This is a genomic window from Enterococcus sp. DIV0170, assembly GCF_051710765.1.
GTDB lineage: Bacteria > Bacillota > Bacilli > Lactobacillales > Enterococcaceae > Enterococcus_A > Enterococcus_A raffinosus.
This window is the reverse complement of record NZ_JBIOLG010000001.1, coordinates 74,260-97,917: the sequence shown is the minus strand read 5'-3', so window position 1 is coordinate 97,917 and position 23,658 is coordinate 74,260. Positions and strand designations below refer to the sequence as shown.

Genomic DNA, 23,658 nt, shown 5'->3' with positions numbered 1-23,658 from the left:
TTCTTTATCTAAACTATTTTAAATAAAGTCCCTTCAGCATATAATCTCTTTAGTGATTGTACCACCTTTTTAACATTTAAACATTTGATTGAAACACTTTGCTCAAATTTAAGCAGACCTATAGAAATAAAAATTAGGAGGAGTTAGTATGAAAATTGGTTTTATCGGTGCCGGGAATATGGCATCTGCAATCGTAGAAGGCATTGTTCAAAAGGGGTTCAGCAAGCCTGAGGATATTTATTTATATGATATCTCAACCGAAAAGGTACAGGCATTTGCGGATAAAGTGGGCGCCCATGCCTTGAAAGATCCACAGGAAGTGATTAAAACCGTCGATACCTTGATTTTGGCAGTAAAACCCAATGTCATTAAAGGAGTCTTGCTGGAGGCGAAAGACGCCATCCTGCAAAATGATCCTTTGATCGTTTCCATCGCGGCTGGAACAAGTACCGAAGCTATCTATGAAGTCTTTGAAACGGATCAGCCGATTCGAATTGTCCGCGTCATGCCGAATATGAACGCGATGGTGGGCGAAGGTGCGGCCGCTGTCTGTGGAAACACCAATGCTACCAAAGAAGATGTCGCAGTAATCATCGATCTATTCAATGCCGTCGGAAAAGCGTGGCCATTAGAAGAGAAATATTTCTCCATCTTCACAGCTATCGCCGGCAGTTCACCTGCGTATACTTTCTTATTTATCGACTCCATCGCACGTGCAGCCGTGAAAAATGGTTTGCCAAAGGACCTCGCGTTAGAAATGGCGACCCAAGCGATTCTAGGCAGCGCACAAACCTTAGCCAACAGCGATGAAAATCCATGGACTTTAATTGATCGGGTAAGTTCCCCTGGTGGAACAACTGTTGCCGGGATCGTAGAATTAGAAGACAACGCCTTTATCTCAACGGTGATTAAAGGGATTGATGCTACGATTCGCAAAGATGAGGAATTAGGTAAAAAATAGCATAAAAAAGAAGGACCGCCGATTGCTTGGCAGTCCTTCTTTTTACATATGAATCGGCAATCCTAGTCCGACTTCACACGCATCCATCACCATTTCTGAAAGTGTCGGATGTCCATGAATCGTTAGAGAAATATCCTCTAATGTGAGATAGGATTCGATCGCCAGAGTGATCTCAGCCACTAGATCACTGGCGTTCACACCAACGATTTGAGCACCTAGAACCAACTCGGTCTCTTCCTCAAAGACTAACCGAACAAACCCTTCTGTAGCGTTCAACGACAAAGCACGTCCATTGGCCTGCATTGGGAAATTCGCTGTCTTGGCTTTGATTCCTTCCGCCTTTGCTTCTGCCAAGGTATAGCCAACTGTTGCCACTTCCGGGTCGGTGAAGCAGATTGCTGGAATCGCGCGATAATCCTTCGCCACATTTTTCCCGCCAATCACTTCAGCCGCAACCTTCGCTTCATAGCTGGCTTTGTGGGCCAGGGCCAGACCTTCCACGATGTCGCCAATGGCAAAAATCGTTTTCTGAGAGGTCCGGTATTGCTCATCTACTTTAACCAAGTTTCGTTCAGTCAGTTTAACGCCGGCTTTTTCCAAACCTAGACTTTCCGTATTGGGTCTGCGCCCGACTGTGACCATCACATAATCTGCTTCGATGGTTTGAGTCTTGCCTTTGACCTCAAATTCAACCGCTACGCCATTGGCTATCTCTGTCGCTTTCTTCGCTTTTGCGTCTGTGAAAATAGACACGCCGTTTTGTTTAAAGCGTTGAGCAACCAGCTTTTGAATATCCGCTTCAAAATTCGGCAGGATATTCGGACTGCCTTCAATGATCGTGACCTCTGAACCGAGATTGCGATAGGCGCCGCCAAGCTCTGAGCCAACGATTCCTCCGCCGATAATCACCAGCTTCTTCGGTATTTCCTTTAAATTCAAGCCGCCAGTAGAGTCCAATACCCGTCCGCCAAAAGCAAAACCGGGAATTTCAATTGGCCGGCTGCCGGTTGCGACGATCGCATGTTTGAATTCCAGCTTTTCTTCCCCTTTTTTTGTGGTGATCGTTAAGCTTTGCGGTCCAGTAAAGGTGGCCCTGCCCATGATCACGTCCGCGCCATTTTTCTTCAAAAGCATCCCAACACCAGAGGTCAGCGTTTTGACGACCTGCTGATCCTTCCATTGCTGCGTCTTGGCAAAATCTAAGGTTGCCTCCTTCACACTCAAGCCTAAAAAATCAGAGTGCTGGGCTTCTTGATAACGGTGTCCTGCTGTAATCAATGCTTTGGATGGGATACATCCTACATTCAAACAGACACCGCCAATATGTTCAGCTTCTACCACTGTTACCTTTTGTCCTAATTGCGCCGCACGAATGGCCGCTACATAACCGCCAGGTCCTGCGCCGATTACGACTGTATCTGTCTTTTTCGTCATGTTCAGCCCCCTCTACAGCAACAAGCTCATTGGATTTTCCAGCAGGTCAACAATCATACTTAAGAATGCCGCGGCAGGTGCGCCATCAGCAACTCGATGATCAAAGGACAGACATAAGTTCAACGCGGTAATCGTCGCTACCTGCGGTCCTTCTGGTGTATTCTCAACAACTAATTTGTCATAGCTGCCGCCAACACCTAGAATTGCCACTTCCGGTAAATTGATGATTGGATTGAAGGTTTGAACCTTGCTGCGGCCTAATGAACTGATCGTAAAGGTCCCGCCGCTCATTTCTGCCGGCATCAATTGCCCGTCACGCGCTTTTTTCGTCACCGCTTTTACGGCTGCGGTCAGATCACTTAACCCCTTCTGATCGGCTTGCTCCACAACAGGAACGACTAAGCCTTCAGCAACCGCCACTGCAACACCAAGATTGACATGTTCGAACCGTCGGATACCATCCTCATAGGCATTTGCATTAAATTCAGGATACGCCTTTAATGCGACCATCGCTGCCTTTGCAATAATTTCTAAGAAGGATAACCGCTCGTCGGTGCGTTCTTCTACCATCGGCAGTAATTGCTTCCTCAGCTCGATTACCTTCGTTAAGTCAACTTCCGCATTCATGGTCACATGAGGAATCGTGTGCTTGCTTTCTGACATCTTGTCGGCAATGGCTTTACGCATCCCGCTCCAAGGAATCAGCTCGCCTTCTGCAGCTTTTTGTGCTGGCGCGGCTGCAACTGGTTTTTCTTGATATTGCTTCACATCTAAAGCTTGAATGCGCCCTTTTGGCCCCGTTCCTTGAACCTGCTGCAGGTTGATCCCTTTTTCTCGTGCGATGCGGCGAGCCGCTGGTGTTGCCCGAACTTTCGTTGTCGCAACAGTTGTATCTTTGGCAGGTTCAGCTGCTGTCGTTTCCTCAGCTGGTGTTTCTTCCGCCGCTTCCGACTCTGCTCCTGGCATTTCCGCGGGAACGTCTTCCCCAGCTTCACCAATGTAGGCGATCACGGAATTCACCGGTGCGCTATCTCCGTCGCCGATATATTTTTTGAGTAAAATTCCTTCATCATAGGCTTCCACTTCGATCGCGATTTTATCCGTCATTACTTCAAAAATCGCTTCACCGATTTCCACGGAATCACCTTCATTTTTTAGCCAAGTCGTGATCGTTCCGACATCCATCGTGGAACTTAACTTCGGCATCAATACTTCATTCGCCATTTTTTATCCCCCCTACGCCATCAATCCACGACAAGCTTCAACAATATCCTCTACTTGAGGAACCGCTTTCTTCTCAAGCTCCGGATGATACGGCATCGGGATTTCTTTACCGGCTAAACGTACGATCGGTGCATCTAAGAAGTCGAAGCATTCCTCTTCTGCGATCACGCTTGCCAGCTCAGCACTGAATCCGCTGCGTTTTACTGCTTCAGTCACAACAACAGCTTTTCCTGTTTTAACAACAGAATCAATAATTGCCTGTTTATCTAGCGGTACCAGCGTCCGTGGATCAACCACTTCGATTTGAATGCCTTCCTCCGCTAAAATATCTGCGGCTTCCATGGCTTTGTGAACCATAATTCCAGTCGCTACAACTGAAATGTCGGTTCCTTCTCGTTTGATATCTGCGACTCCGATTGGAATCGTGTATTTTCCTTCCGGTACATCTGAACTCGTTCGGTAGCAAAGCTTGTGTTCATAAAACATGACTGGGTTATTGTCTTCGATCGCTGCATGCAGCAAACCTTTCGCATCATAAGCCGTCGCTGGTTGGATAACCTTCAATCCAGGGACGTGGGCTGTCCAGTTTTCTAAGCTTTGCGAGTGCTGCGCTGCCGCGCCTGTTCCTGAACCGCCTGGTGTGCGCATCACCAATGGAATTTTCGCTTTTCCGCCGTACATGTAGCGGATTTTTGCTGCTTGGTTGACGATTTGATCTAAGGCGATCGTAATGAAGTCTGAAAATTGAATTTCAAAAATCGGACGCATTCCTGTCATCGCCGAACCTACAGCCGCTCCCGCGATCACTGATTCAGAGATCGGTGTTGAACGCACCCGTTCCTCACCAAATTCTTCCACCATACCCCGACTCACACCGAAAGCGCCACCATAAACACCGATGTCTTCACCTAACATGAAAATATCTTCATCTTCTCGCATCGCTTCAGACATTGCTTCTCTGACCGCTTCCGCGTACGTGATTTCTCTCATTATTTGCTCCTCCTAATTCTCTCTAGTCTGAATAAACGTCTTCGTACATGCTTTCAATCGCCGGCATTGGGCTTTCTTCCGCGAAGGTTACCGCATCTTCAATCGCCTGTTTCGCTGCTAAGCGAATTTCCTCTGCTTCCTCTTCCGTGAAGATCCCTGCCGTTACGAATTTTTCACGAGCCAATTTGATTGGATCGCGATTCTTACGCCAATCTTCTTCCTCTTCCTTCGTACGATATTTCTTCGCATCAGATTTCGAATGGCCTTTCCAGCGATAAGTCATCGCCTCAATAAGGGTTGGGCCTTCTCCGCGACGCGCTTTTTCAACCGCGTCATAGGTAGTATTAATGACTTCGATCACGTCATTTCCTTCGATAGTAATTCCTTCGATTCCATACGCTTTTGCTCGTTCAGACAAACGCTCAACGTTCATCATTGTTTTAAACGGTCCGCTCATCCCGTATTGATTGTTTTCAATAAAGAAGACGACAGGCAATGCCCAAATGGAAGCCAGATTCAAGGATTCATGGAAGCTGCCCTCATTTGTTGAACCATCCCCGGCATACGCTAAAGCAACCGTGTCATTTTTTTTCAATTTTGACGTCAGTGCTGCACCTGTAGCAATCGGGAAGCCGCCGCCTACGATCCCATTTGCACCGAGATTTCCCGTATCCAGATCCGCAATGTGCATTGAGCCGCCTTTCCCATTGTTCGTTCCTGTTGTACGACCAAACAATTCTGCCATCATTTCATTGATATTTGTCCCTTTAGCAATTGTTTGTCCATGTCCGCGGTGCGTTGCAGTGATCCAGTCGGTCTTTCTTAAAACTGCTCCGCTACCTGCGGCTGTCGCTTCCTGTCCCACTGCCAAGTGAGTGGTTCCGTGAATCAGACCTTTGGCAAATAGCTGATCCACCTTCTCGTCAAAGAAACGAATTTCCCACATTCTGCGATAAAGCTCTACCAAATCCTCGTCCGTCAAACCTGCTCGATTCGGAATCGAGATGTTTTTCGTTGCTGTCATCATTTATGCGCCTCCATTTTTATTTATCTTCATCTAATAACGTTTTAGCTGTCTCTTCATCGGTAATCAAAACATTGACTAATTTTCCCTTTAACGCTGCTCGTATTCCGCTGACTTTCTCTTTTCCGCCAGATACACCGATCCGTTTTGGAATCTGCTTTAATTCCGACAGGCTGATGGCTAAGACCCGATCATTCCAAGTGCAATCTGTTAACTCGCCCTCCTCATCAATAAAGTTGTAACAAATATCTCCTGACACATTGCCAGCAGACAATTCCTTTCTTAGTGGTACTTCTTCATTCGGCAGATAAGCTTTAGTCATCGTGGAATACGCGGGCAATCCGCCAATTCCCACTAATGCGACATCCGCCTTTTTCCCTTTGTCAAACACGTTCTTGATAAAGGATTGTGCCATAAACACCTTTTTAGCTTCAGCTGAATCGACGGTGATTGGCGCATGCAGCTCCAATACTGAACCGCCGCTCTTACGGGCAAAAATTTCGCAGACCACATTTGCCTGCAACGCTGTATGCTCTTGTCCCAATCCGCCTACTAACGGGATAAATCGAATATTTTCCATTTGGTTTTTCGGCAGGAAGTTCTGTGCCGCCTCGTGAACGACCATCCCCGCGGAAACGCCAATGGTTTCGTCGCCTTTTAAAACGCGTGACAGGTATTTTCCAGCCGCGATACCAATCCGTTTGTTCAGCATTTCAGCTGCGGCTGGCGCGATACAAATGACTTCCGTCAATCCAAATTTTTCAATCAATTTCTCTTCTAACATGCGATAGGGATGGACAAGATCGTCATGAATGATAATCTCTACCAGACCTAAGGAACGTGCCTTTGCTAAATACTTGGATACCAGCGAACGACTAATATTAAATTTTTTCGCCACATCTGATTGCTTTGCTCCCTCTTCGTAATACATGGAAGCAATCTCGGTTAACAATCGGGCATCGTCGGAATAACTCATTTTTATTCCCTCCTAGTTCGTGCCAATGAGCTTCTTTTTGAAAAAGAGAACCTGTATAAAGGAACTCTTTCTTAATTTAGACTCATTATTATCATATGTTCTTATATTTAACATATGTTACACACTCATCATAAGAGCCTTGCTTCTTAGTGTCAACGCTTTCACCAAATGATTTTTTTCACAATGTCATCTTTACAAAATGTTCCAACGACGCGGTTTTCGTAACATATGTCACAGCCCTTCACATTCTTTTGGGTTTACTGACTTTTGAATAAAAAGATCATAGTAAAAACCATGTATTATTGGGTTCTCGCGAAAGGACCAATAAGGTTGATTTTCACTATGATTTTTCCAAATGCTTTATGGTACTCGATAAATGCAGGAGAATGTTTCTTCTATTCGTTCCTAGAGTCCTTTAGTATCTCCATAGTGAAAGAACAACTTACTCAGCTTAAAAACAAAAAGGTACATCCTCGCTGAGCCTCTGATTCTGCCCTATTTCTCATCTCCATCATAATAAATCTGTGACTCTGTTTATAGTCATCCTTTTTTCATCATTAATCATGAAAGAACAGCTTTTCATTGCTCCCTCAACACTCGACTCATTAATCGGCTTCCCTGTATAGGTCGCCACGTTAGAGCTTTTCAAGCAATTGCTGGCAGCATGTATCCATGTTGAATTTCGTAATAAAGGGGGTGCCGTCAATGATCGGCAGATCCGTCGTGAATTGCGGCTGTCCAATAGCTACAATCGCAGAAATATCTTCGGCTACCTCTGTTACATCATAAATACTTTCTCCAACAACCTCTGCCTCTACTCCTTTTTCCTTCATAAACTCCGCAATATAGTTCACGGCAAAGTTCCGTTTATTGTCGGAGGTACCTGTAACAACTAAAATTTTTTTCATAAGCGCTCCTTTAATAGGTTCTTCCACCATCAGCTAACATAATTTGTCCATGAATATACGAACTTTCAGGACTTGCCAAAAACAGCGCCAGATTCGCAATGTCTTCTGGCTGACCGATCCGCCGAAGCGGAATTTTTTTCACCAGCTCTTCTCGACTAGCTGCATCTGGATAAAGCGTATCTAAAATATCGGTCTGAATGACTCGCGGTGCAATCGCGTTGACGTTGATCCCTCTTGGTCCAAGCTCCTTTGACGCCGCTCGCATTAAACCGTGTTGTCCTGCCTTTGAGGAAGCATAGTGCATCCCGCCGCCGGTGCCCGTAATAGCTGATCCAGAGGTGATAAAAATGACTTTTCCTACGTCATCGACAAAATAATCATAAAAAGCCTTCAAGGTATAGAAGGAGCCGTCCAAATTAATATGCAGGACACGCTGCCATTCTTCGATCGAGATTTCATCTATGGAATGTAGATAGCTGATCCCCGCGTTGATCACCAAAATATCCACTTGATGAAAATGTTCAAAAACCTGCTCGCTTGCACGCTGCAGCGACTCTGGATTTGAGACATCGGTTTGGATAAACAAGGACTCCGAAAAGGCCTGAGAAAATTCCGCCGCTGTTTGTTCCCCATTCACTTGGTCAAAATCTAAAATCACTGTGTACGCACCCGCTTCTGCAAACTTTTGGGCAATCGCTTTGCCGATTCCTTTTGCCCCGCCAGTGATTACCGCAACTTTTCCTTTCATGGGTTCGCTCCTATCTCTATTTTATATGTTCGAACATATGCCTTTCGTTAGATACGCGCTTCTTTTCCTATTTATTCAGGAAAAGAAGCGCGCATTATCTAACTTAAAATATCAATAATTTTCTGTACATCTGCTTCAATTCCAACACCTGTTAAAAAGGACAAGGCACGAATAACAGGGATGTTCTCGCTCTCATAAGCCGTCGTCGTAACAACCAAATCCGCTCCTTGTATTTTTGAAGGCAGCTCGGCTACCTTGCACTGTTCCACTGTTGCTGGAATATTGTTTTTCTCTAGCTCTTCTTTTACCCGCATGCACACCACCGTAGAGGTTGCTACACCTGTTCCACAGGCAATAAGGATATGTTTCTTATTCATTCATCTCAGCTCCCTTAACCGTATTATTTGTATCGTCTTTTCCTGTTGACAATCCATAATGCTTCTTAATATCATTTCGTGTCCAGAACCACAGCGCTCCATACATAACTAGCGCAATGGCCCCTGCCATGAAGGCCGGAAGATTCGATGGATCAATCAGCTTCAGCATGATCCACAAGGTGATGTGGCTGCTCATATCAATCCCTGAAATCATCGTTGCCCCTTCAGGAAAAGCAAAGCCCACTGCATGTGCCATTGTGGTCGTCAATGCTCCTAAATTCGTTGCGATAAAGAAGACGATACAAATGGATGCGATTGAATTTAGCAATCCTCTGAAAATATTTCCTTTTGATGCTGCGACTGACCAGATGACCGTGAAAGGCAATACCGCTAAATCAGCGAAAGGTAATAAGCGATTGAATGGCAGAATTGCCGCTAATAAGATCGTGATTGGTACCATCAATAGTGCTACGGTGATAATTGCCGGATGGGCTGTTACAACTGCCGCATCTAAACCAATGTACACTTCTTTTCCTGGGAAACGTTTTTGAATAAAGGTTTTAGCCCCTTCAGCAATCGGTGATAGCCCTTCCATCAATAAAGCCACCATTCTCGGCATTAAGATCATTACCGCTGAAGTTTGCACACCTAATTGGATAATTGCCTGAGAGTCGTAGCCTGCCAGCAAGCCCATTCCGACCCCTAATACCAAACCGATCATCATCGGTTCACCAAAGATCCCTAAACGCTCCTTCAAGTTCTTCGCGTTAATATCAATTTTATTGATGCCTGGAATCTTATCCCATACACGGTTCAACGCATAGGTCAACGGCGCAAAGTTTACCGTCTCCCCGTGGGGTAAGGAGATGCCCGGCAAGCCAAAAAAATGCTCGACTGCTGGTGCCGTCCAATCGGCTAATTTGAAAATGACAAAGGAATTGATCAAGGCACAAACAATGGCGATCCAAATCGAATCGGTCGCATAATAAATCATTGCTCCCGGGAAAATCAAATGCCAATAGTTCCAAAGATCCACGTCCATCGTTTTGGTTTGATTAAATCGCAGCAGGATCATATTAAAAATAAAGATTACCGGAATCAAAATTACTGCGATTGGTGTGGCGAAGGTGATCGCTGCTCCGATCGGCCAACCAACATCCAAGATATCCAATTGCAAACCTAAACGTTCAATCATCGCTTGAGAGGATGCTCCGATCGAATCCGAAAGCAACCCAATTACCAAATTCAATCCAGTGAAACCAATCCCGACGGTTAAACCAGCTCGAAAAGATTTACTCAGCTTTTGACCTAAAACAACCCCAAAGACGGTCAAAATGATCGGCAGCATCGCAGCTGCTCCAAGGTCCAATATATAGTTCACACCTGCTTTAAGTATATCTAACATTTTTTCTCCTCCTTGTTTCCATTATTGAATCGTCTTCAATAACTGCTCCACCTCAACAACCTTCTCTTTTGACTTAAGCAACTGTAAGTTTTTCTCATCCTGACATAGCAGCATTAATTTTTGCAGCATTTCCAATTGATTTTCTGGCTGTTTGATCGCCAGCATAAAAACAAGTTCTACTTCTAAAAAAACATCTTTGCTGGCCATCATTTCAAAGGTTACGGGCTTTTCCAACACACCTACCAAAAACCCTTCCTTTTTTACATGGTCAGAATCCGTATGAGGGATCGCCACATTGATTCCCTGCGTGGGTAGTCCTGTAGGAAAAACCTGTTCTCGTTCAATTACCGCCTCTGAGTAGCTCTCATGGACAAAGCCGGCATCGATCAGCACTCCGCTCATTTCTCTTAATAGTGCCTCTTGGTCCTCTTCATCGAAGGAATAATACAAAAATTTCTGATCTTCTTTTCTCAATAGTTTATTCATAAGGATATCCCATCACTTTATCTTCTAATTTTCTTAACTGATTCATGACCGCTTCTTCCGATTGACATTGATCCATCAACGCTAAAAAATTTTCGGTTGCTAAAATTTCTGTAAAATAATACAAGCAGGTGCCGATTGAAACCCCTTCAGGTAAAGAAAAGGCAATAACATACTTCACTGGATCGTTTTTCTGATGGTTAAAGGAAACCGGCTCTGCTAAACGGACAAAGCCTGCGCCAATTTTTTTGGCTCCATGTGAGAATTCCGCATGGGGAATGGCCACTCCTGGTGAGATTACAATGTAGGAATCATAATCAACGACCATTTGAATCATCGCCTGTATGTATTCCGATGTGATTAGTTCATCTGCCAGCAAGAGCTGCCCTGCCGCCTCCACTGCTGATTGCCAGCTATCACAGCTTTGATCCAGTTTGATCCGCTCAACCGTCAGGATCGCAGTCAATCGGTTGATTTCCTGAGTTTCCTCGGCTAGTCGTTCGTTTAGACGATTGAAGGATTCAATATCGCTTAAGAAGTTTTGATACTCGCCGTCATCCATGTATTTCTGAATTATCGGTAGAAAATCTTCAATCATCGCCTCTTCTTTAGTAATTAAATAATTTTGATCAATAAAATGCCGCGGTTTGATCTTATACAACACCTTTTGAATTCGGACGATGTCCTGTTCAGTAAGAATCGGGTTCACAAGGACCACTGGCGACTGGTCAAATTTCAATGGGACGGTACTGACGATAAGGTCTTGATCCTCAGGCTGAACCTTTTGCAGCGCATGAGAGGAATCAACTGACACCACCTCAATTTGAGGAAAGGCTGATTTCAGCTTTACCTTGATCAATTGAGCGGTCCCGCTGCCAGAGTTGCAAACAATTCGCAAGCGTATTTGTCCTTTTGATTGTGTATTGCTGCTGTTTTCTAAAATCGCCATCACATACATGACAATAAAGGACAACTCATTCGGCTGAATCTCCACATCTAAGTAGTTCTCAACCTTGTTCAAATTCCGTTTTACAATCTCAAACATATCCGGATAGGATTGATAAATTTCATCCAGCAAAACATTTACCACACTGTCATTCAAAGAAAGACGATAGATTAAGAGCTTCAAGTGATTCTCTAATAGATCAAATAGATCGCTGTTCAAGTAGTATTTAATATCCATTTCCTTTGCCAGATTGAAAATAAATTCATTAATCAAAATTTGAGTCTCGATCGAATCAATTTTGCGTCCATTATTCTTGATATAGCTCTTCCTGCGTAAAATCGAGATCAAATACCCCAGCTCGCCGCCTTCTGCTCGAATATCATAGGATTGTTCAATTTTTTCAATGATCGTCTGAGCAAAATGAGCCTTAGAGCTTTCCTGCAGCTCAGCCAAATTTTCAGTCACATCAATCCGCTGATCATGCTTGATCCGTTCAATCATAATAATCAAGTAGCAAACCATTTCATGATATGAAAAATCAGATAGTTGCAGTTGTTCTTCCTTTTCAGCCTCCATCAGCAGCTGGCTGACTTCCTGATAGCGTGTATCAGGATCAATGATCTCTAACAATAAATTCTGAAAAATGTTGTTTTCCCAACCAAGTGCATAATCATAGCTGTAATCGAATAACCCGTTAAAAATGACGAGTTTCGTCATCGCCGAACGAATATGAACTTCATTTCCCGCCACCTTGTAGCCTTTCCCAATATGAGAAAGCAAGGATAAATCATTTTTTTTGAACCATTTCTTTAACGCTTCAATATCGCTGACTAACGTATTGCGACTGACTAAGAGGTATTCAGAGAGATAGTAGGTCGTCACATAATCATGACTTGTGATCAGAAGCAGCGCTAAAATAGTCCGTCTTTCATCGAGGGTTAAATGATAGTGCTGAAAAGACGCATACGTTTGAAATAGTTCCTTTAAGTCAACCTCCTTCGGTATTTTTAAATAGCCGTCTTCAAAATACAGTGCTTCGTTTTTTTCATTGCTTTCCAATTGGAAATTGATTTCCTTGATGTCATTGCGAATGGTCTGTTCAGAAACCTTAAAGAGCTTGGCGTAATTAACCAAGGATTCTTCCTTCTCATGCAAAACATCCAATAAAATTTTATTGATTCTCCTGTTCATCACTATCACCTCTACACGTTTAATTGTATCTGCCTCCTATTATTTCACAAGACCAATCCTTTTGGTGAACTTCTCAAAAGAATTGTGATAGATACCTAAAGAACTTCTGTGCTACGCTTGGCATACTAGATAGAAGCTGTCTTTTTATAACAATTTTTAATAAATAAATTCTCAAGGAGCGGATCAAATTGAAATCATTAAGGAAATTAGCTAGTGGTGTCGGAAATGTTGACTTATGCGATATTAACAAACCTTCTGTTAAAAAAGATGAAGTATTAATAAAAGTATTATTTAGTGGTATTTGTGGGTCGGATATCCATGCGCTGAAGGGTGAATATAACAAGAAAATACCATTGACTCTCGGCCATGAATTCATTGGTATAGTCTCTGAAAAAGGGGATAAAGTAACACAGCTGGACATTGGAGATCGAATCGTCAGTGAGACAACCTACGAAGTTTGTGAAAAATGCCCTTACTGTTTAAAGGAAGAATATAATTTATGCAGTCACCGAAAAGGACTAGGAACACAGGTGGATGGCAGCTTCGCAACGTATGTTTTAGCTAAGGCTGATCGCTGCCATCACTTGCCAGCAGAGCTGCCAAGTGAAGTAGCCGCTTTAATGGAGCCGCTGGCCTGCTGTATCCATGCCGTAATGGAGAAAACAATCGTTCAGCCTAATGAGAAAATTGCTGTCTTTGGGCCTGGGCCGATTGGTGTCTTACTCGCCCTGGTCCTTCAATCAATGAACGCGAACGTGACCCTCATTGGAATTACCAAAGATACCCTGCGTTTAGCAAAGGCTCGTGAGCTGGGGATCGCTAAAACATTTGATAGTCAAAAGACCTCCTTAGAAGACTTAGTCGAACAAGAAACAGACAGCTTGGGCTTTGATCAAGTTTTTGAATGCTCCGGCAGTTTTCAGGCACTTCAGCAGTCCTTAGAAATTGTCAAAAAGAAAGGAACGGTTATTCAAGAAGGACTTTTCGCAAAGAATCCTGTCCCGCTGGATATGAGTCTGCTGCTTAATAAAGAAATTCAGCTCATTGGCTCACGTACTCAAAAACCTAGCTCTTGGAGAAAAGCATTGGAGTGGTTAGCAACTGCTAAAATTGATCTATCGCCTATGATTACCAGAACCCTTCCCTTAGATCAATGGGAGGAAGCCTTTGAACTAGCCATGAATGGCAAAGAGTTGAAAATTCTGCTAAAGCCCGAATAATTCCACGAACGAAAAGACTGTCTGCCAAAATAGGCAGACAGTCCTTCACAAAGGGCGTTCCCTTACACTTTCTCAGTGCTCACTGATTCAATTTTTTACCTGACCATAATCTTTGAACACCTCTACAGCCGTTTGAATCTGTTCAGCAGACAGCTTTGCGATTTTCCCACCATAAGAATGAGCGACGTATAGTGTTTTCGCTGCTTCTTCTAAATAGACGGCAGCATACAACGCCTCTTTTAAATTTTTGCCGATCGTGACAACGCCGTGATTTTTCAGTACGACTGCCAGCTGATCTCCGATATGATCGACTACCGCATAGCCCATATCAATACTCGCCGCCGAACTATACGGAGCGACATTGACTGGACCCTTCGCAGTATTGGCTAATGTCGTCACATCACAATCAATCCGATCCACGACTAAACCGATTCCGGTCGCATATGGCTGATGGGTATGAATGACCGCATTCACTGCCGGCATCTGCTGCAGGATATAACGTATCGCAATCGTATCAACACTCGGACGGCGGGTTCCTTCGATAATTTCTCCTTCAATCGTCATCACGAGAACATCCTCTGGGACCATCTCTTCATACATCATTCCACTAGGTGTAACCAATAGGGTTTTCGAATCGATTCGCATACTCACATTTCCACCTGAAAGTGAAATCAAACCATAGCGGTCTAGCATTATCCCAGCTGTGATAATCTCTGCTTTTTCTTTCTCAAACATCAGCTCGCCTCTTTTTTCTTTTTGACTTGAGCGTTATACTCCGTGTTGACTCTTCTAGCACGAGCCTTCAATGATTCTGGATGCTTTTCATATTCCATGTCCAGCAACAACCGAAACAGCTCCTGCCCGTCATTATAATTTCTTGTATTCAACCAATAGCGCCCTTTTAACAGTCCACCGCCGTTCATACGTAAATACATCTTTCCAGCAGTTGGAAACTCACGAATCTTGAAGCTATCCAGCTGCGGCAAGTTATAATCATCCACTCGTTTGAAGGAACGTAGAGTCAACGTGTCTTCTGCGATTGCTACTTCTTTCGGGGTCACTCTTGCCACCAGCGCGTTCCAAAAACTGTAAAAGGCGACAATTCCAACCATACCCATCAACGCCGGCAAACGATTCGTGATCATGGCACCGATCGCAATGAGGAAAACAATCAATGAGACGACTCCGGTAACAGGGACATCTAAGAAATACAATGTTTTATCGTATTCAAACCGTTTCATGTGTCCTTCCCCCTTTTCTTACTGCAGAATTACGCTGCTTCTCCGCCATCATGCAGTTGTGATGCTTCTTTTTTGATTCGATTGCGGTTCCAAATCGCCATCACCAAAGCCACCGCAGCGCCAATTCCAGTACCGATATATCCGAGACCATTTAAGCGAACCAGTACCCAAGTCAATGGATTCGCTCCATCACAAATAGATGAAATCTGAGAGGCCCCTTCCGGCATTTGGAAATTCACATTTTTTGCTGCCGTCGTAATCATTGGTGCCAGATCCGTGGCGATCCATAGCCCGAATACTAATACGACCAACCCAACAATCAGCCCTCTAAAGCCATTTTCTTTTACAATCGGTGTAATCAATACAAACATCCATGGGATAACGGCTAAGTCAGCGAATGGTAAAACGGTATTTCCTGGTAGGACAACCGCTAAGAAAATCAATGTTGGCACTAAGATAAATGAAATTGCCAATGTCACTGGGTGTCCAACTCCAATCGCTGAATCTAACCCAATATAAATTTTCCCACGATTTTGAAATCTTTCTTGAATGAATTCACTGGCAGCATCGCTGATCGGAATCAAGCCTTCCATCAATAAAGCCGCCATTTTCGGAATCAACACTAAAACAGCTCCTAAAGAAACCCCTAAGGTTAAAACATTTGTCACATCGTAGCCGGCAATTATACCGATAACGATCCCCATCACCGTTCCAACTAGAATCGGTTCACCGAAAACACCGAAACGACGTTGAACCGTATCCATATTAATATTGATATCTCTCACGCCAGGAATCATATCGATCAATTTATTGATGACCATCGCAATTGGCGCATAGGCCGTCGTGAAGCCATGGGGCAGCGAAACGCCCGGCAGATCCAGTGATTTCTCCACTTCTGGCGCGGTAACATCACCTAATACCATGATAATCACCATATTCACGACAGCCGCCACAATCCCTAGCCATAATGTATCGGTAATAATTGCTACTAAAGCTCCAGTAAACGCAAAGTGCCAATAATCCCAAATATCCACATCAACCGTTTGTGTCGTATTGGTAAGGAGCATCACGATATTGACCACTAAGCCTAGCGGGATAATAATCAATCCAACTGTTGAACCCATGGCGATCGCCGCTGCCGCTGGCCATCCCACGTCGATCGTTGATAGGCTCAAACCAAAACGATCGATCATCGCCTGTACGGCTGGCGAAAGACTGGTTCCTAATAGCGAATTAATGACCAAATTCAACCCAATAAAGCCGACCCCTACCGTTAACCCTGCTCGAAGACTCTTCCCAACACCTGTTCTGAAGGCACAACCAATAATAAAAATGACAATTGGCATTACAACGGATACACCCAATCCTTGAATAAATTGAAACACTCCAATAATCGCATCCATGATTAATCCCTCTCCTTACTCGTATTGTTTTATACAGGCTACTTTTCCATTAACTCCATAATTTTATCGATCGTTGGTTTTGTATTAACGCCAGTCAAAAAGCATACTCCGGAAACAGATTCGCAAGCCAAACCTTTCGGAATAACCGTTGTCGAAATCAAAAAATCATAGTTAGAAGCTTTATTCGGTGCTTCCGAAATTTTGCATTGGGTAATTTTATACTTTCCTTTGTACCCATTTTCATCTAAAATTTTTGATATTTTTCCATTTACTGCTGTTGATGTCGCAATGCCAGAACCACATGCTAATAAAATATTTTTCATCTTTTCCACGTCCTTATTTTAAATTCTGTTTGATGCTTTTTACGACTTCTTCTGCCGTATTCGCTTGAATAATTGCTAAGACCTTTTCATCTGTTTGAAACATATCGATCAACGCCTGTAAAAATTCCAGTTGCTTTTTCGGTTCCTTGATCGCTAGCATAAACATGATTTTTACTGGAACGAGAACCTCCGGTGACCCCATCATTTCAAACATTACCGGATTCTTTAAAATGCCGATTGCCATTGATTGCTTGAAAACATATTCAGAATCGGTATGAGGAATCGCCACGCCGATATGCTCTAAAGGCAAACCAGTCGCAAACTCCTTCTCTCGCTCCTGAACCGCTGAGCTGAATTCACCATTCACACACTGATTGGCCTCCAGTCGACTGGCCAACGTCGCCAACGCTGAAAAGTTATCGGGTTCATCCATTGCTAAATCAACCAACTGTTCATCTAAGTACATTTCATCCCAAAAGTCAGCCACTTAAATTGCACTCCCTTCCCCCATCACTAAATCCAAAAGTGCTTGCTTATCTGTTACTTGAATCAGTTTTTCCACATTCTCCTCCTTTTCGATAAACTCAAGTAAACCTGTGATTTTACTCTTTGCCGCATTGATATCTGTATCTGAAATAGCGAAAAATAAAATGACATTCACATTATTGATGCCCCAATTGATCTTCTTATCTAAAGTCATGATCCCAATAGAAGTCTGATTCACCTCACTCGGGTCCGCATGGGGAATCGCCACACTGACAGAAAAACTAGTATCTCCTAACTTTTCCCGGGTCCAAACAGATTCGCCAAAGTTCTCCTTCGCGATCCCTAACGCTTGATACCTTTCAATCATAAAATTCAAACACGCCTCTTTGTTCTCAACATGTTGTTGAAGAAAAACAAGCTCTGGATTGATCCATTGCTGATTTACCTGTGTTTTTTCTTTTGCTGTCGCGTGATACCGTTTGTAATAGGTATGAACGATTCGGCTGATTTCCTCATCTTTGATCATGGGTGAAATATAAACCACATTTCTGGCCTTCACACTAGGATCGGTCGTGACCACGACATCTCTTGAATTCAACGTCACTTGTTCAAATTCCTTGGTCGTCAATTGAATCACTTTATCGGTATGGGGAATGATTCGCCGAATTTTCGTATAGATCAAATCACTTGTGATCAACCCTCGTGAAAGAACGACATAGATATTACGAAAACTTACCCCATACTTGCGCTCCAAAGCGACTTGGAAGTAAATCACTAGAAAAGAAATCTCATCGCCGGTCACTTCGATCGAAAATCGCTGACCGATACTGCTGATGGCGTAGCACATCATGGAATACAATAATAAGTAGCGATTTTTAATGTCCTCCATAAAAGGATTTTTGATCAAAATATTACGACGCAGCCGATAAATCATCGGAACAATATGGCTCATAAGTGAATCATGTAATTCCTGATCGCCAGAAAAATCGATATTTAACAGGTTTCCTAAATCGGCGATTAATTCTTCCACCGCCTCTTGATAGCTGTCATTGTACGTCTTGGTTGATTTGTAGAAGGGTTTTACGTTCATGGCATATAAGGTTTCAGATAGATGATAAATATCGGGATACCAAAGCTCGATCGAACTATTCGTAGAAATGAAGGCACAAATCTCATAGGTTTGCGTATATAAAGCCAAATCCTCTAAGTCGCTTTTCTTTTTCTCTTCGATCGTCATATGACAGCCGTTTTCCGCTCGCGTAAGTAAACATAAAAAAGTAAGAAAAATTGCTGAAAAATATTTATTGGAAATATTGCTATAAAACATATCGGAAAACTTCTCTAACGTATCTTTGACTAATTGGATCAGGGCGACAGGGAAATAGTTCTCTAATTGGATGAGCAGCTCTTCATTGTTTACTAGTAGAGCATCGGGAAACTTTGTCATCAAAAAATTTTGATACGCCTGTTGGATGTCCGCCTCCGCCCCACGCAAGGAAACCTTCCGTCTGCTCTGACAGATTTTGACATCAAAATGCCGCAGATAGCGCTGTAGATAATCTAGATCTTTTTTTAACGTTGAATCAGAGATAAAAAAATCCGCTTCTAGCGTCTCTAGCAACTGTCCTTCGGGCGTCATAAATAATTGACGAAAAATACCTTCTCTTCTGCCTAATACGTCATAAATATCTCTGTCACTTTCCACCGTAAGATCTGTAATTCTGTTGATTTCTCCTTCTGTTCCGATTAATTTGATACCATGTCTTGGCACCTTAACAATCTCTATCGCTTTTCCCGCCAATTCCTTGTTCAAAAAATTTACATCGTTCAAAATCGTTCTCGTTGACACTTCCAGCTTCTCACTAAAATAATCCGTTGTTTTGTAATCGCTTTCAGAAAGAAGTAAGGATAACAGTTGATTGCGACGCCGCATCGTTTTTTCCATTTTCACACCTCCTCGTCTTAAGCATTCGGAGTATTCGGCTGTCAGCCCTCTTCGTTAAAGAAAAATAAACAACGTTGAGCAGCCAACCTCGCTATCTCCTATATTCATCATAGTAAATTTTCAACTTACTTAAAAGGTCTCCTTTTTTCAACATTAATCATGAAAACTCAAATTAACAGGAATCATTCTTTTTTGAAAGTATTTATGAAATTTTTTGATGAGTGGAAAAGCCAATTTGTAAAGGGACTTTTACAGCTTCCTTCTTTTAAATGCAAAAAAATTGCTGATCATAAGAGATCAGCAATTTTTCTAGTTATTCTATTTTTTCCACTCATCGACTTCTTTTTGGTGGTCTTTAATCCAGTCCTTTGCTGCTTGAGAAGGGTCTTTTCCTTCATTGATCGCTAGCATGACACTTTCCATATCCTTTTGGTTCCAATGGAAATTATCCAAGACTTTATACGCTTCTGGTTGATCTTCCTTCAAACCTTTACGGGCCATTGTATGAATAGCTTCTTCTGTTCCCATGGCCCCTTTAGGATCTTCTAAATATTTCAACCCATATTTAGCGAACATCCAGTGAGGAGACCAGCCAGTAATAACGATTGGTTGTTTCTTTTTAATCGCTTGGCCAAGAGCAACTGTCATTGCACCAGAAGAAGAGGTTGAAACTTTCCAATCAGATAAATTCGGATAAGCCTTCAATGTATTTTCAGCGGCATTGACCACACCGGCACCAGGTTCGATCCCGGTGATTGTTTTATTCGCTTGATCAGTCAAATCTTCGATAGAGTTTACATCCATATAATCAGGAACAACCAGACCAACTTTTGCTCCTTTTAGGTTCACACCTAAATCATCAACCTGATCCTTATACTGAGCAAATTGTGACTTGTGTGTATTAGGCAACCAAGCAGCAACCATGGCATCTGATTCACCTTTTGCAACAGATTCCCACATAATCGCATTATCCAGCGGAGTCATGTTTACATTGTAGCCCATTTCCTTTAGAACCTCTCCGATGACATGAGTAGAAGCCACTTCTGTATCCCACTCTACATAGGTCAGGTTGATCGTTCCTTTGCTTTCATTAGATGAACCGCCAAAACCAAACGAAGCCAGTAAAACAACTGCAGCAACAACACCCGCGGCAATACCGATTTTTTTCTTTTTGGTCTTCGGCATTTTTTCAGCTGCCTGTTGTTTTGGCTTGTTGATATTCTGTGTGAATCGATCGATAATGATCGCCAAAATAACTAGCGCCAAGCCATTCACAAAACCATTTCCGACTTGCGCACGCTGCAAGGCTGAAAGAACTCCACGTCCTAGACCCGGTGCTCCAATCATTGATGCGATAACCACCATTGATAGAGCAAGCATCGTTGTTTGGTTGATCCCCGCTAAAATGGTACTTTTTGCTAATGGTAATTCCAGCTTAAATAATTTTTGTTTGCCGGTACCGCCGAAGGAATCAGACGCTTCGACCAATTCTTTTGGAATTTGACGAATCCCTAAATTCGTAAAACGCACGGTTGGCGGCAAAGCGAAAATAACTGAGGCAAAAACACCAGGAACCATCCCAATTCCGAAGAATGCAACCGCAGGAATCAAATACACGAACCCTGGCATTGTCTGCATAAAGTCCAGAATGGGAGTAATAATTTTTTTCGCAGTCTCATTTTTCGCCATCAGGATTCCTAAAGGTACCCCAATGATGATCGATAATAGACTTGATAAAAGAACCAGTGTGACGGTACTCATAAGATCCGTCCATAATCCTTGATTATAAATAAAGAGCAGTCCGATCAAGGTAAAGCTTGTCAGCCCCCATTTTTTATTGGAAATAAAAAAGGCGGCGATCGTTAAAACGAGAATCAATAATAATGGTGGGATCATCGTTAATATCCCTGTCATTCCATCCATCAAAAATTGTCCGGCATGCTGCAAGGCTGAGAACAAACCAGCAAAGGTTCCTGTCAGCCACTCTGTAAATCCTTCCACCCAGTCTGCGACGGGCAAGGCTTGTTGTAAAATACTAAACATTTGTGATCACCTCTTCAGTCTCTGTATCTGCTAACGCCTCTAACACACTACCACGGATGACGACACCGACTAAGCGGTCGCCTTCTACTACAGCCAGTGGTGCTGGCGAATCAAAAATTAGATTGAAAATGTCGGTGACCAGCATATCTTTCGGGATGCGGCGGACATTTTTATCAATGACATCTCTCAGCTCTAGATTATTTTTACGTGCTTCCCGCGCTTTGTCTGCTGTCAGGCTTCCCTTCAGCTTACGCTTACGATCAACAGCTAATAGCATACTGACTTCTTCTTTACGCATTCGATTCAACGCCACATTTGGTCCATCCACTTCAATATTCGTCGTCAACGCTGGCACCATGATATTTTGGGCAGTCAAGACTTTTGAACGATCCACGTCTTCAACGAAGTCACGAACATATTGATTGGCTGGATGCGTCAGAATTTCTTCTCCCGTACCGATCTGCATGATTTGACCGTCCTTCATTAACGCGATCCGATCACCGATTCGCAAGGCTTCATTTAAATCATGGGTAATAAAGATGATTGTTTTTTGTACATTCGATTGCAGATCCAATAATTCATCTTGCATCTCCCGACGGATCAATGGGTCTAAGGCGGAAAAAGCTTCATCCATCAATAGAATTTCTGGATCGTTGGCTAAAGCCCGCGCCAAGCCAACCCGCTGCTGCATCCCACCGGATAGTTGATCTGGATATTGATCCTTAAAGGTCAATAGTCCTGAGTTTTCTAATGCTTGTTCAGCCTTTGCCTGACGTTCCGCTTTCGGTACGCCTCGGACTTCAAGACCGTATTCTGTATTTTCCAAAATCGTACGATGAGGAAACAGCCCAAAATTTTGAAAGACCATATTGATTTTATGGCGACGCACTTCCCGCAGTGCTTCTTTGTCCATTTGAGCGATATTTTCTCCATCGATATAGATCTCACCAGAGGTCGGATCGATCAACCGATTTAATAAACGAATCATTGTGGATTTTCCGCTGCCGGAAAGTCCCATAATAACAAAAATTTCTCCTTCATTGACTTCAAAACTTGCATCATATACACCAACAGTTGCACCTGTTTTCTCTACAATTTCGTTCTTGTCGCGATTCTCCTGAATCATCGCAAGGGCCTGTTGCTGTTTCTTACCAAAAATTTTAGTCAGATGTTCTACCTTAACTTTACTCAAAAAATATCCTCCTCTTTAAAAAGTGACCATACTAACTTAACACCATGTGGTCACTTTGTCAAAAAAGATGCTGAAAGTTTTCAGTAAATCAGCAAGTATGTCGTCGAAAACTCACTCTGCTACTTCGTAAAGTCAGAAATCGAAATTGCCCTTAAAATGAGATCGTTTCAGTGGTTAAAGGTTTAAAAAAAAGAAAGCCGCGGCTTTCTTTTTTGATGGAATTATTTATCTGGATAAAACAGATGCTGCATCCGTTGAATAACGAATTCGTTGCCAACAAAGAATAAGGTATCGCCTTCGCAAATTTTGGCGTAAGGTCCCGGCGACAGCAAAAGCTCGTTCTTTTGCTGAATGGCAATAATCGTCGCTCCCGTCTCGTGCCAAATATTTAAGTCATTAACCGTACTCTCCAAGTGTTCTGCCTCTCCCGTCAAAGTTAACTCGTACGGAACAAAAGGCGCGACATTATGAACACGCTTCGTTTGGGCTAATAATTGATTCAAAAGCTCACTCACATTGTCCAGTTCTTGTTTTTGTTTCTCAACGCTCGCCTGAAGCTCATTCTTTATTTCTTGAACAGACTGCACATCCTGATATTTCTCAAAGTAGACCTTCGCTTTTTCTCGCGAAAGCACATAGGCCCCGCTGCCATGGCGAACCTCCATGATTCCGAGATCCACTAGCACATTGATTGCTTTCCGCGCAGTTTCAGGAGAAACATTAAAATTACTGGCTAGCGTGGAACGTGCATGAATTTTTTCTCCCACTTGATACCGATTGTCAGCAATCCGTTCAGCAATCTCTACCGCTACTTGCTGATAGCGAGGCAGCAAGATCCGCTTCTTGTTTTCCCCTTCCATTCCGATCCCTCCAAGTTCATCTAACTGTGCTTCAATCTTCAAAAATCGAAAAACGAAGCTCATTTTCCCCGTATATATCATTCCGTTAAAGTGGCTCATGAATAGTGAAAGTATAGGGCTTACTATATCTTCTATCTACTGCGAATAACGGAACTGATATCTTTGTTGCAGAATTCTTTTTAAGCATAGCATATTTTTTTTAGAAAAGCTTTACTCATTGCAAGACAGATAAAAATGAAGTTGTTAGTGCTTTCGTCTTTAAAATTTATTCATAGAAG

At 43.0% G+C, this 23,658-nt stretch carries 22 protein-coding genes; 2 read left to right on the top strand and 20 right to left on the bottom strand.

The features are described from left to right. Positions 1-148 precede the first annotated feature (148 nt). The gene (proC, locus tag IGI50_RS00480; protein ID WP_438775724.1) at positions 149-961 is read left to right on the top strand and encodes a pyrroline-5-carboxylate reductase; all 813 of its coding nucleotides are present in this window, start codon (positions 149-151) and stop codon (positions 959-961) included. Positions 962-1,003: 42 nt separating this feature from the next. Here the strand turns inward: proC and lpdA are convergent, their stop codons facing one another. From lpdA to IGI50_RS00425, 11 genes are all read right to left on the bottom strand, one after another. Then, positions 1,004-2,395, bottom strand: coding sequence for a dihydrolipoyl dehydrogenase (gene lpdA, locus IGI50_RS00475; protein ID WP_438775723.1), 1,392 nt, complete (start codon positions 2,393-2,395; stop codon positions 1,004-1,006). 12 nt (positions 2,396-2,407) lie between these two features. After that, positions 2,408-3,619: a dihydrolipoamide acetyltransferase family protein gene (locus IGI50_RS00470; protein WP_438775722.1), complete on the bottom strand. Its 1,212-nt coding sequence runs from the start codon at positions 3,617-3,619 to the stop codon at positions 2,408-2,410. 12 nt (positions 3,620-3,631) lie between these two features. After that, positions 3,632-4,609 carry an alpha-ketoacid dehydrogenase subunit beta gene (locus IGI50_RS00465; protein ID WP_010747330.1) on the bottom strand — a complete coding sequence of 326 codons (978 nt, stop codon included), beginning with the start codon at positions 4,607-4,609 and terminating at the stop codon, positions 3,632-3,634. A gap of 22 nt (positions 4,610-4,631) precedes the next feature. Then, positions 4,632-5,636 (bottom strand): thiamine pyrophosphate-dependent dehydrogenase E1 component subunit alpha, encoded by a 1,005-nt coding sequence (locus IGI50_RS00460; protein WP_438775720.1) that lies wholly within the window; start codon positions 5,634-5,636, stop codon positions 4,632-4,634. A 16-nt stretch (positions 5,637-5,652) separates the two neighbouring features. Continuing rightward, positions 5,653-6,609 carry a sugar-binding transcriptional regulator gene (locus tag IGI50_RS00455; RefSeq protein WP_010747332.1) on the bottom strand — a complete coding sequence of 319 codons (957 nt, stop codon included), beginning with the start codon at positions 6,607-6,609 and terminating at the stop codon, positions 5,653-5,655. Between the two features lie 635 nt (positions 6,610-7,244). Continuing rightward, the gene (locus tag IGI50_RS00450) at positions 7,245-7,517 is read right to left on the bottom strand and encodes a hypothetical protein (protein WP_438775719.1); all 273 of its coding nucleotides are present in this window, start codon (positions 7,515-7,517) and stop codon (positions 7,245-7,247) included. Positions 7,518-7,527: 10 nt separating this feature from the next. Then, complete coding sequence (locus IGI50_RS00445; RefSeq protein ID WP_438775717.1) at positions 7,528-8,265, bottom strand: SDR family NAD(P)-dependent oxidoreductase; 738 nt, start codon at positions 8,263-8,265, stop codon at positions 7,528-7,530. 98 nt (positions 8,266-8,363) lie between these two features. Next, positions 8,364-8,642 carry a PTS sugar transporter subunit IIB gene (locus IGI50_RS00440; RefSeq protein ID WP_010747335.1) on the bottom strand — a complete coding sequence of 93 codons (279 nt, stop codon included), beginning with the start codon at positions 8,640-8,642 and terminating at the stop codon, positions 8,364-8,366. Beyond that, entirely contained in the window at positions 8,635-10,047 is a 1,413-nt protein-coding gene (locus IGI50_RS00435; RefSeq protein WP_438775716.1) for a PTS galactitol transporter subunit IIC, read from the bottom strand. The genes IGI50_RS00440 and IGI50_RS00435 overlap by 8 nt, the downstream gene beginning before the upstream one ends. Before the next feature lie 21 nt (positions 10,048-10,068). Continuing rightward, positions 10,069-10,533, bottom strand: a complete 465-nt coding sequence (locus IGI50_RS00430; RefSeq protein ID WP_218256313.1) for a PTS sugar transporter subunit IIA — start codon at positions 10,531-10,533, stop codon at positions 10,069-10,071. Next, the gene (locus IGI50_RS00425; protein ID WP_438775714.1) at positions 10,526-12,667 is read right to left on the bottom strand and encodes a BglG family transcription antiterminator; all 2,142 of its coding nucleotides are present in this window, start codon (positions 12,665-12,667) and stop codon (positions 10,526-10,528) included. Before IGI50_RS00425 ends, IGI50_RS00430 begins: the two co-directional genes overlap by 8 nt. A gap of 188 nt (positions 12,668-12,855) precedes the next feature. On the opposite strand from IGI50_RS00425, the gene IGI50_RS00420 reads away from it, so the two are divergent. Then, complete coding sequence (locus tag IGI50_RS00420) at positions 12,856-13,887, top strand: zinc-binding dehydrogenase (protein WP_438775713.1); 1,032 nt, start codon at positions 12,856-12,858, stop codon at positions 13,885-13,887. A gap of 87 nt (positions 13,888-13,974) precedes the next feature. Here IGI50_RS00420 and IGI50_RS00415 read toward each other — a convergent pair whose 3' ends face one another. The 9 genes from IGI50_RS00415 to IGI50_RS00375 all read right to left on the bottom strand — a co-directional run bounded on the left by IGI50_RS00415 (position 13,975) and on the right by IGI50_RS00375 (position 23,380). Then, positions 13,975-14,622: a class II aldolase/adducin family protein gene (locus IGI50_RS00415; RefSeq protein WP_438775711.1), complete on the bottom strand. Its 648-nt coding sequence runs from the start codon at positions 14,620-14,622 to the stop codon at positions 13,975-13,977. Continuing rightward, positions 14,622-15,128: a hypothetical protein gene (locus IGI50_RS00410; protein ID WP_438775709.1), complete on the bottom strand. Its 507-nt coding sequence runs from the start codon at positions 15,126-15,128 to the stop codon at positions 14,622-14,624. The genes IGI50_RS00415 and IGI50_RS00410 overlap by 1 nt, the downstream gene beginning before the upstream one ends. A 29-nt stretch (positions 15,129-15,157) precedes the next feature. After that, entirely contained in the window at positions 15,158-16,531 is a 1,374-nt protein-coding gene (locus IGI50_RS00405) for a PTS galactitol transporter subunit IIC (RefSeq protein WP_010747342.1), read from the bottom strand. 38 nt (positions 16,532-16,569) lie between these two features. After that, positions 16,570-16,854, bottom strand: a complete 285-nt coding sequence (locus IGI50_RS00400) for a PTS sugar transporter subunit IIB (protein WP_010747343.1) — start codon at positions 16,852-16,854, stop codon at positions 16,570-16,572. 13 nt (positions 16,855-16,867) lie between these two features. Beyond that, positions 16,868-17,341, bottom strand: coding sequence for a PTS sugar transporter subunit IIA (locus IGI50_RS00395; protein ID WP_218256308.1), 474 nt, complete (start codon positions 17,339-17,341; stop codon positions 16,868-16,870). After that, positions 17,342-19,285 carry a BglG family transcription antiterminator gene (locus IGI50_RS00390; protein ID WP_218256307.1) on the bottom strand — a complete coding sequence of 648 codons (1,944 nt, stop codon included), beginning with the start codon at positions 19,283-19,285 and terminating at the stop codon, positions 17,342-17,344. Positions 19,286-19,603: 318 nt separating this feature from the next. After that, the gene (locus IGI50_RS00385) at positions 19,604-21,328 is read right to left on the bottom strand and encodes an ABC transporter permease/substrate binding protein (RefSeq protein ID WP_218256306.1); all 1,725 of its coding nucleotides are present in this window, start codon (positions 21,326-21,328) and stop codon (positions 19,604-19,606) included. Next, the gene (locus IGI50_RS00380; RefSeq protein ID WP_010747347.1) at positions 21,321-22,520 is read right to left on the bottom strand and encodes a quaternary amine ABC transporter ATP-binding protein; all 1,200 of its coding nucleotides are present in this window, start codon (positions 22,518-22,520) and stop codon (positions 21,321-21,323) included. The genes IGI50_RS00385 and IGI50_RS00380 overlap by 8 nt, the downstream gene beginning before the upstream one ends. 221 nt (positions 22,521-22,741) lie before the next feature. Beyond that, positions 22,742-23,380, bottom strand: a complete 639-nt coding sequence (locus IGI50_RS00375; RefSeq protein ID WP_010747348.1) for a GntR family transcriptional regulator — start codon at positions 23,378-23,380, stop codon at positions 22,742-22,744. Positions 23,381-23,658: the final 278 nt, after the last annotated feature.

What these genes read in the sequence shown, in the direction of transcription:
- lpdA (WP_438775723.1), bottom strand. Translation starts at nt 2,395, where the DNA reads ATGACGAAAAAGACAGATACAGTCGTAATCGGCGCAGGACCTGGCGGT.
- IGI50_RS00405 (WP_010747342.1), bottom strand. Translation starts at nt 16,531, where the DNA reads ATGGATGCGATTATTGGAGTGTTTCAATTTATTCAAGGATTGGGTGTA.
- IGI50_RS00470 (WP_438775722.1), bottom strand. Translation starts at nt 3,619, where the DNA reads ATGGCGAATGAAGTATTGATGCCGAAGTTAAGTTCCACGATGGATGTC.
- IGI50_RS00440 (WP_010747335.1), bottom strand. Translation starts at nt 8,642, where the DNA reads ATGAATAAGAAACATATCCTTATTGCCTGTGGAACAGGTGTAGCAACC.
- IGI50_RS00410 (WP_438775709.1), bottom strand. Translation starts at nt 15,128, where the DNA reads ATGAAACGGTTTGAATACGATAAAACATTGTATTTCTTAGATGTCCCT.
- IGI50_RS00400 (WP_010747343.1), bottom strand. Translation starts at nt 16,854, where the DNA reads ATGAAAAATATTTTATTAGCATGTGGTTCTGGCATTGCGACATCAACA.
- IGI50_RS00375 (WP_010747348.1), bottom strand. Translation starts at nt 23,380, where the DNA reads ATGGAAGGGGAAAACAAGAAGCGGATCTTGCTGCCTCGCTATCAGCAA.
- IGI50_RS00425 (WP_438775714.1), bottom strand. Translation starts at nt 12,667, where the DNA reads ATGAACAGGAGAATCAATAAAATTTTATTGGATGTTTTGCATGAGAAG.
- IGI50_RS00390 (WP_218256307.1), bottom strand. Translation starts at nt 19,285, where the DNA reads ATGGAAAAAACGATGCGGCGTCGCAATCAACTGTTATCCTTACTTCTT.
- IGI50_RS00430 (WP_218256313.1), bottom strand. Translation starts at nt 10,533, where the DNA reads ATGAATAAACTATTGAGAAAAGAAGATCAGAAATTTTTGTATTATTCC.
- IGI50_RS00460 (WP_438775720.1), bottom strand. Translation starts at nt 5,636, where the DNA reads ATGATGACAGCAACGAAAAACATCTCGATTCCGAATCGAGCAGGTTTG.
- proC (WP_438775724.1), top strand. Translation starts at nt 149, where the DNA reads ATGAAAATTGGTTTTATCGGTGCCGGGAATATGGCATCTGCAATCGTA.
- IGI50_RS00385 (WP_218256306.1), bottom strand. Translation starts at nt 21,328, where the DNA reads ATGTTTAGTATTTTACAACAAGCCTTGCCCGTCGCAGACTGGGTGGAA.
- IGI50_RS00465 (WP_010747330.1), bottom strand. Translation starts at nt 4,609, where the DNA reads ATGAGAGAAATCACGTACGCGGAAGCGGTCAGAGAAGCAATGTCTGAA.
- IGI50_RS00450 (WP_438775719.1), bottom strand. Translation starts at nt 7,517, where the DNA reads ATGAAAAAAATTTTAGTTGTTACAGGTACCTCCGACAATAAACGGAAC.
- IGI50_RS00455 (WP_010747332.1), bottom strand. Translation starts at nt 6,609, where the DNA reads ATGAGTTATTCCGACGATGCCCGATTGTTAACCGAGATTGCTTCCATG.
- IGI50_RS00435 (WP_438775716.1), bottom strand. Translation starts at nt 10,047, where the DNA reads ATGTTAGATATACTTAAAGCAGGTGTGAACTATATATTGGACCTTGGA.
- IGI50_RS00415 (WP_438775711.1), bottom strand. Translation starts at nt 14,622, where the DNA reads ATGTTTGAGAAAGAAAAAGCAGAGATTATCACAGCTGGGATAATGCTA.
- IGI50_RS00445 (WP_438775717.1), bottom strand. Translation starts at nt 8,265, where the DNA reads ATGAAAGGAAAAGTTGCGGTAATCACTGGCGGGGCAAAAGGAATCGGC.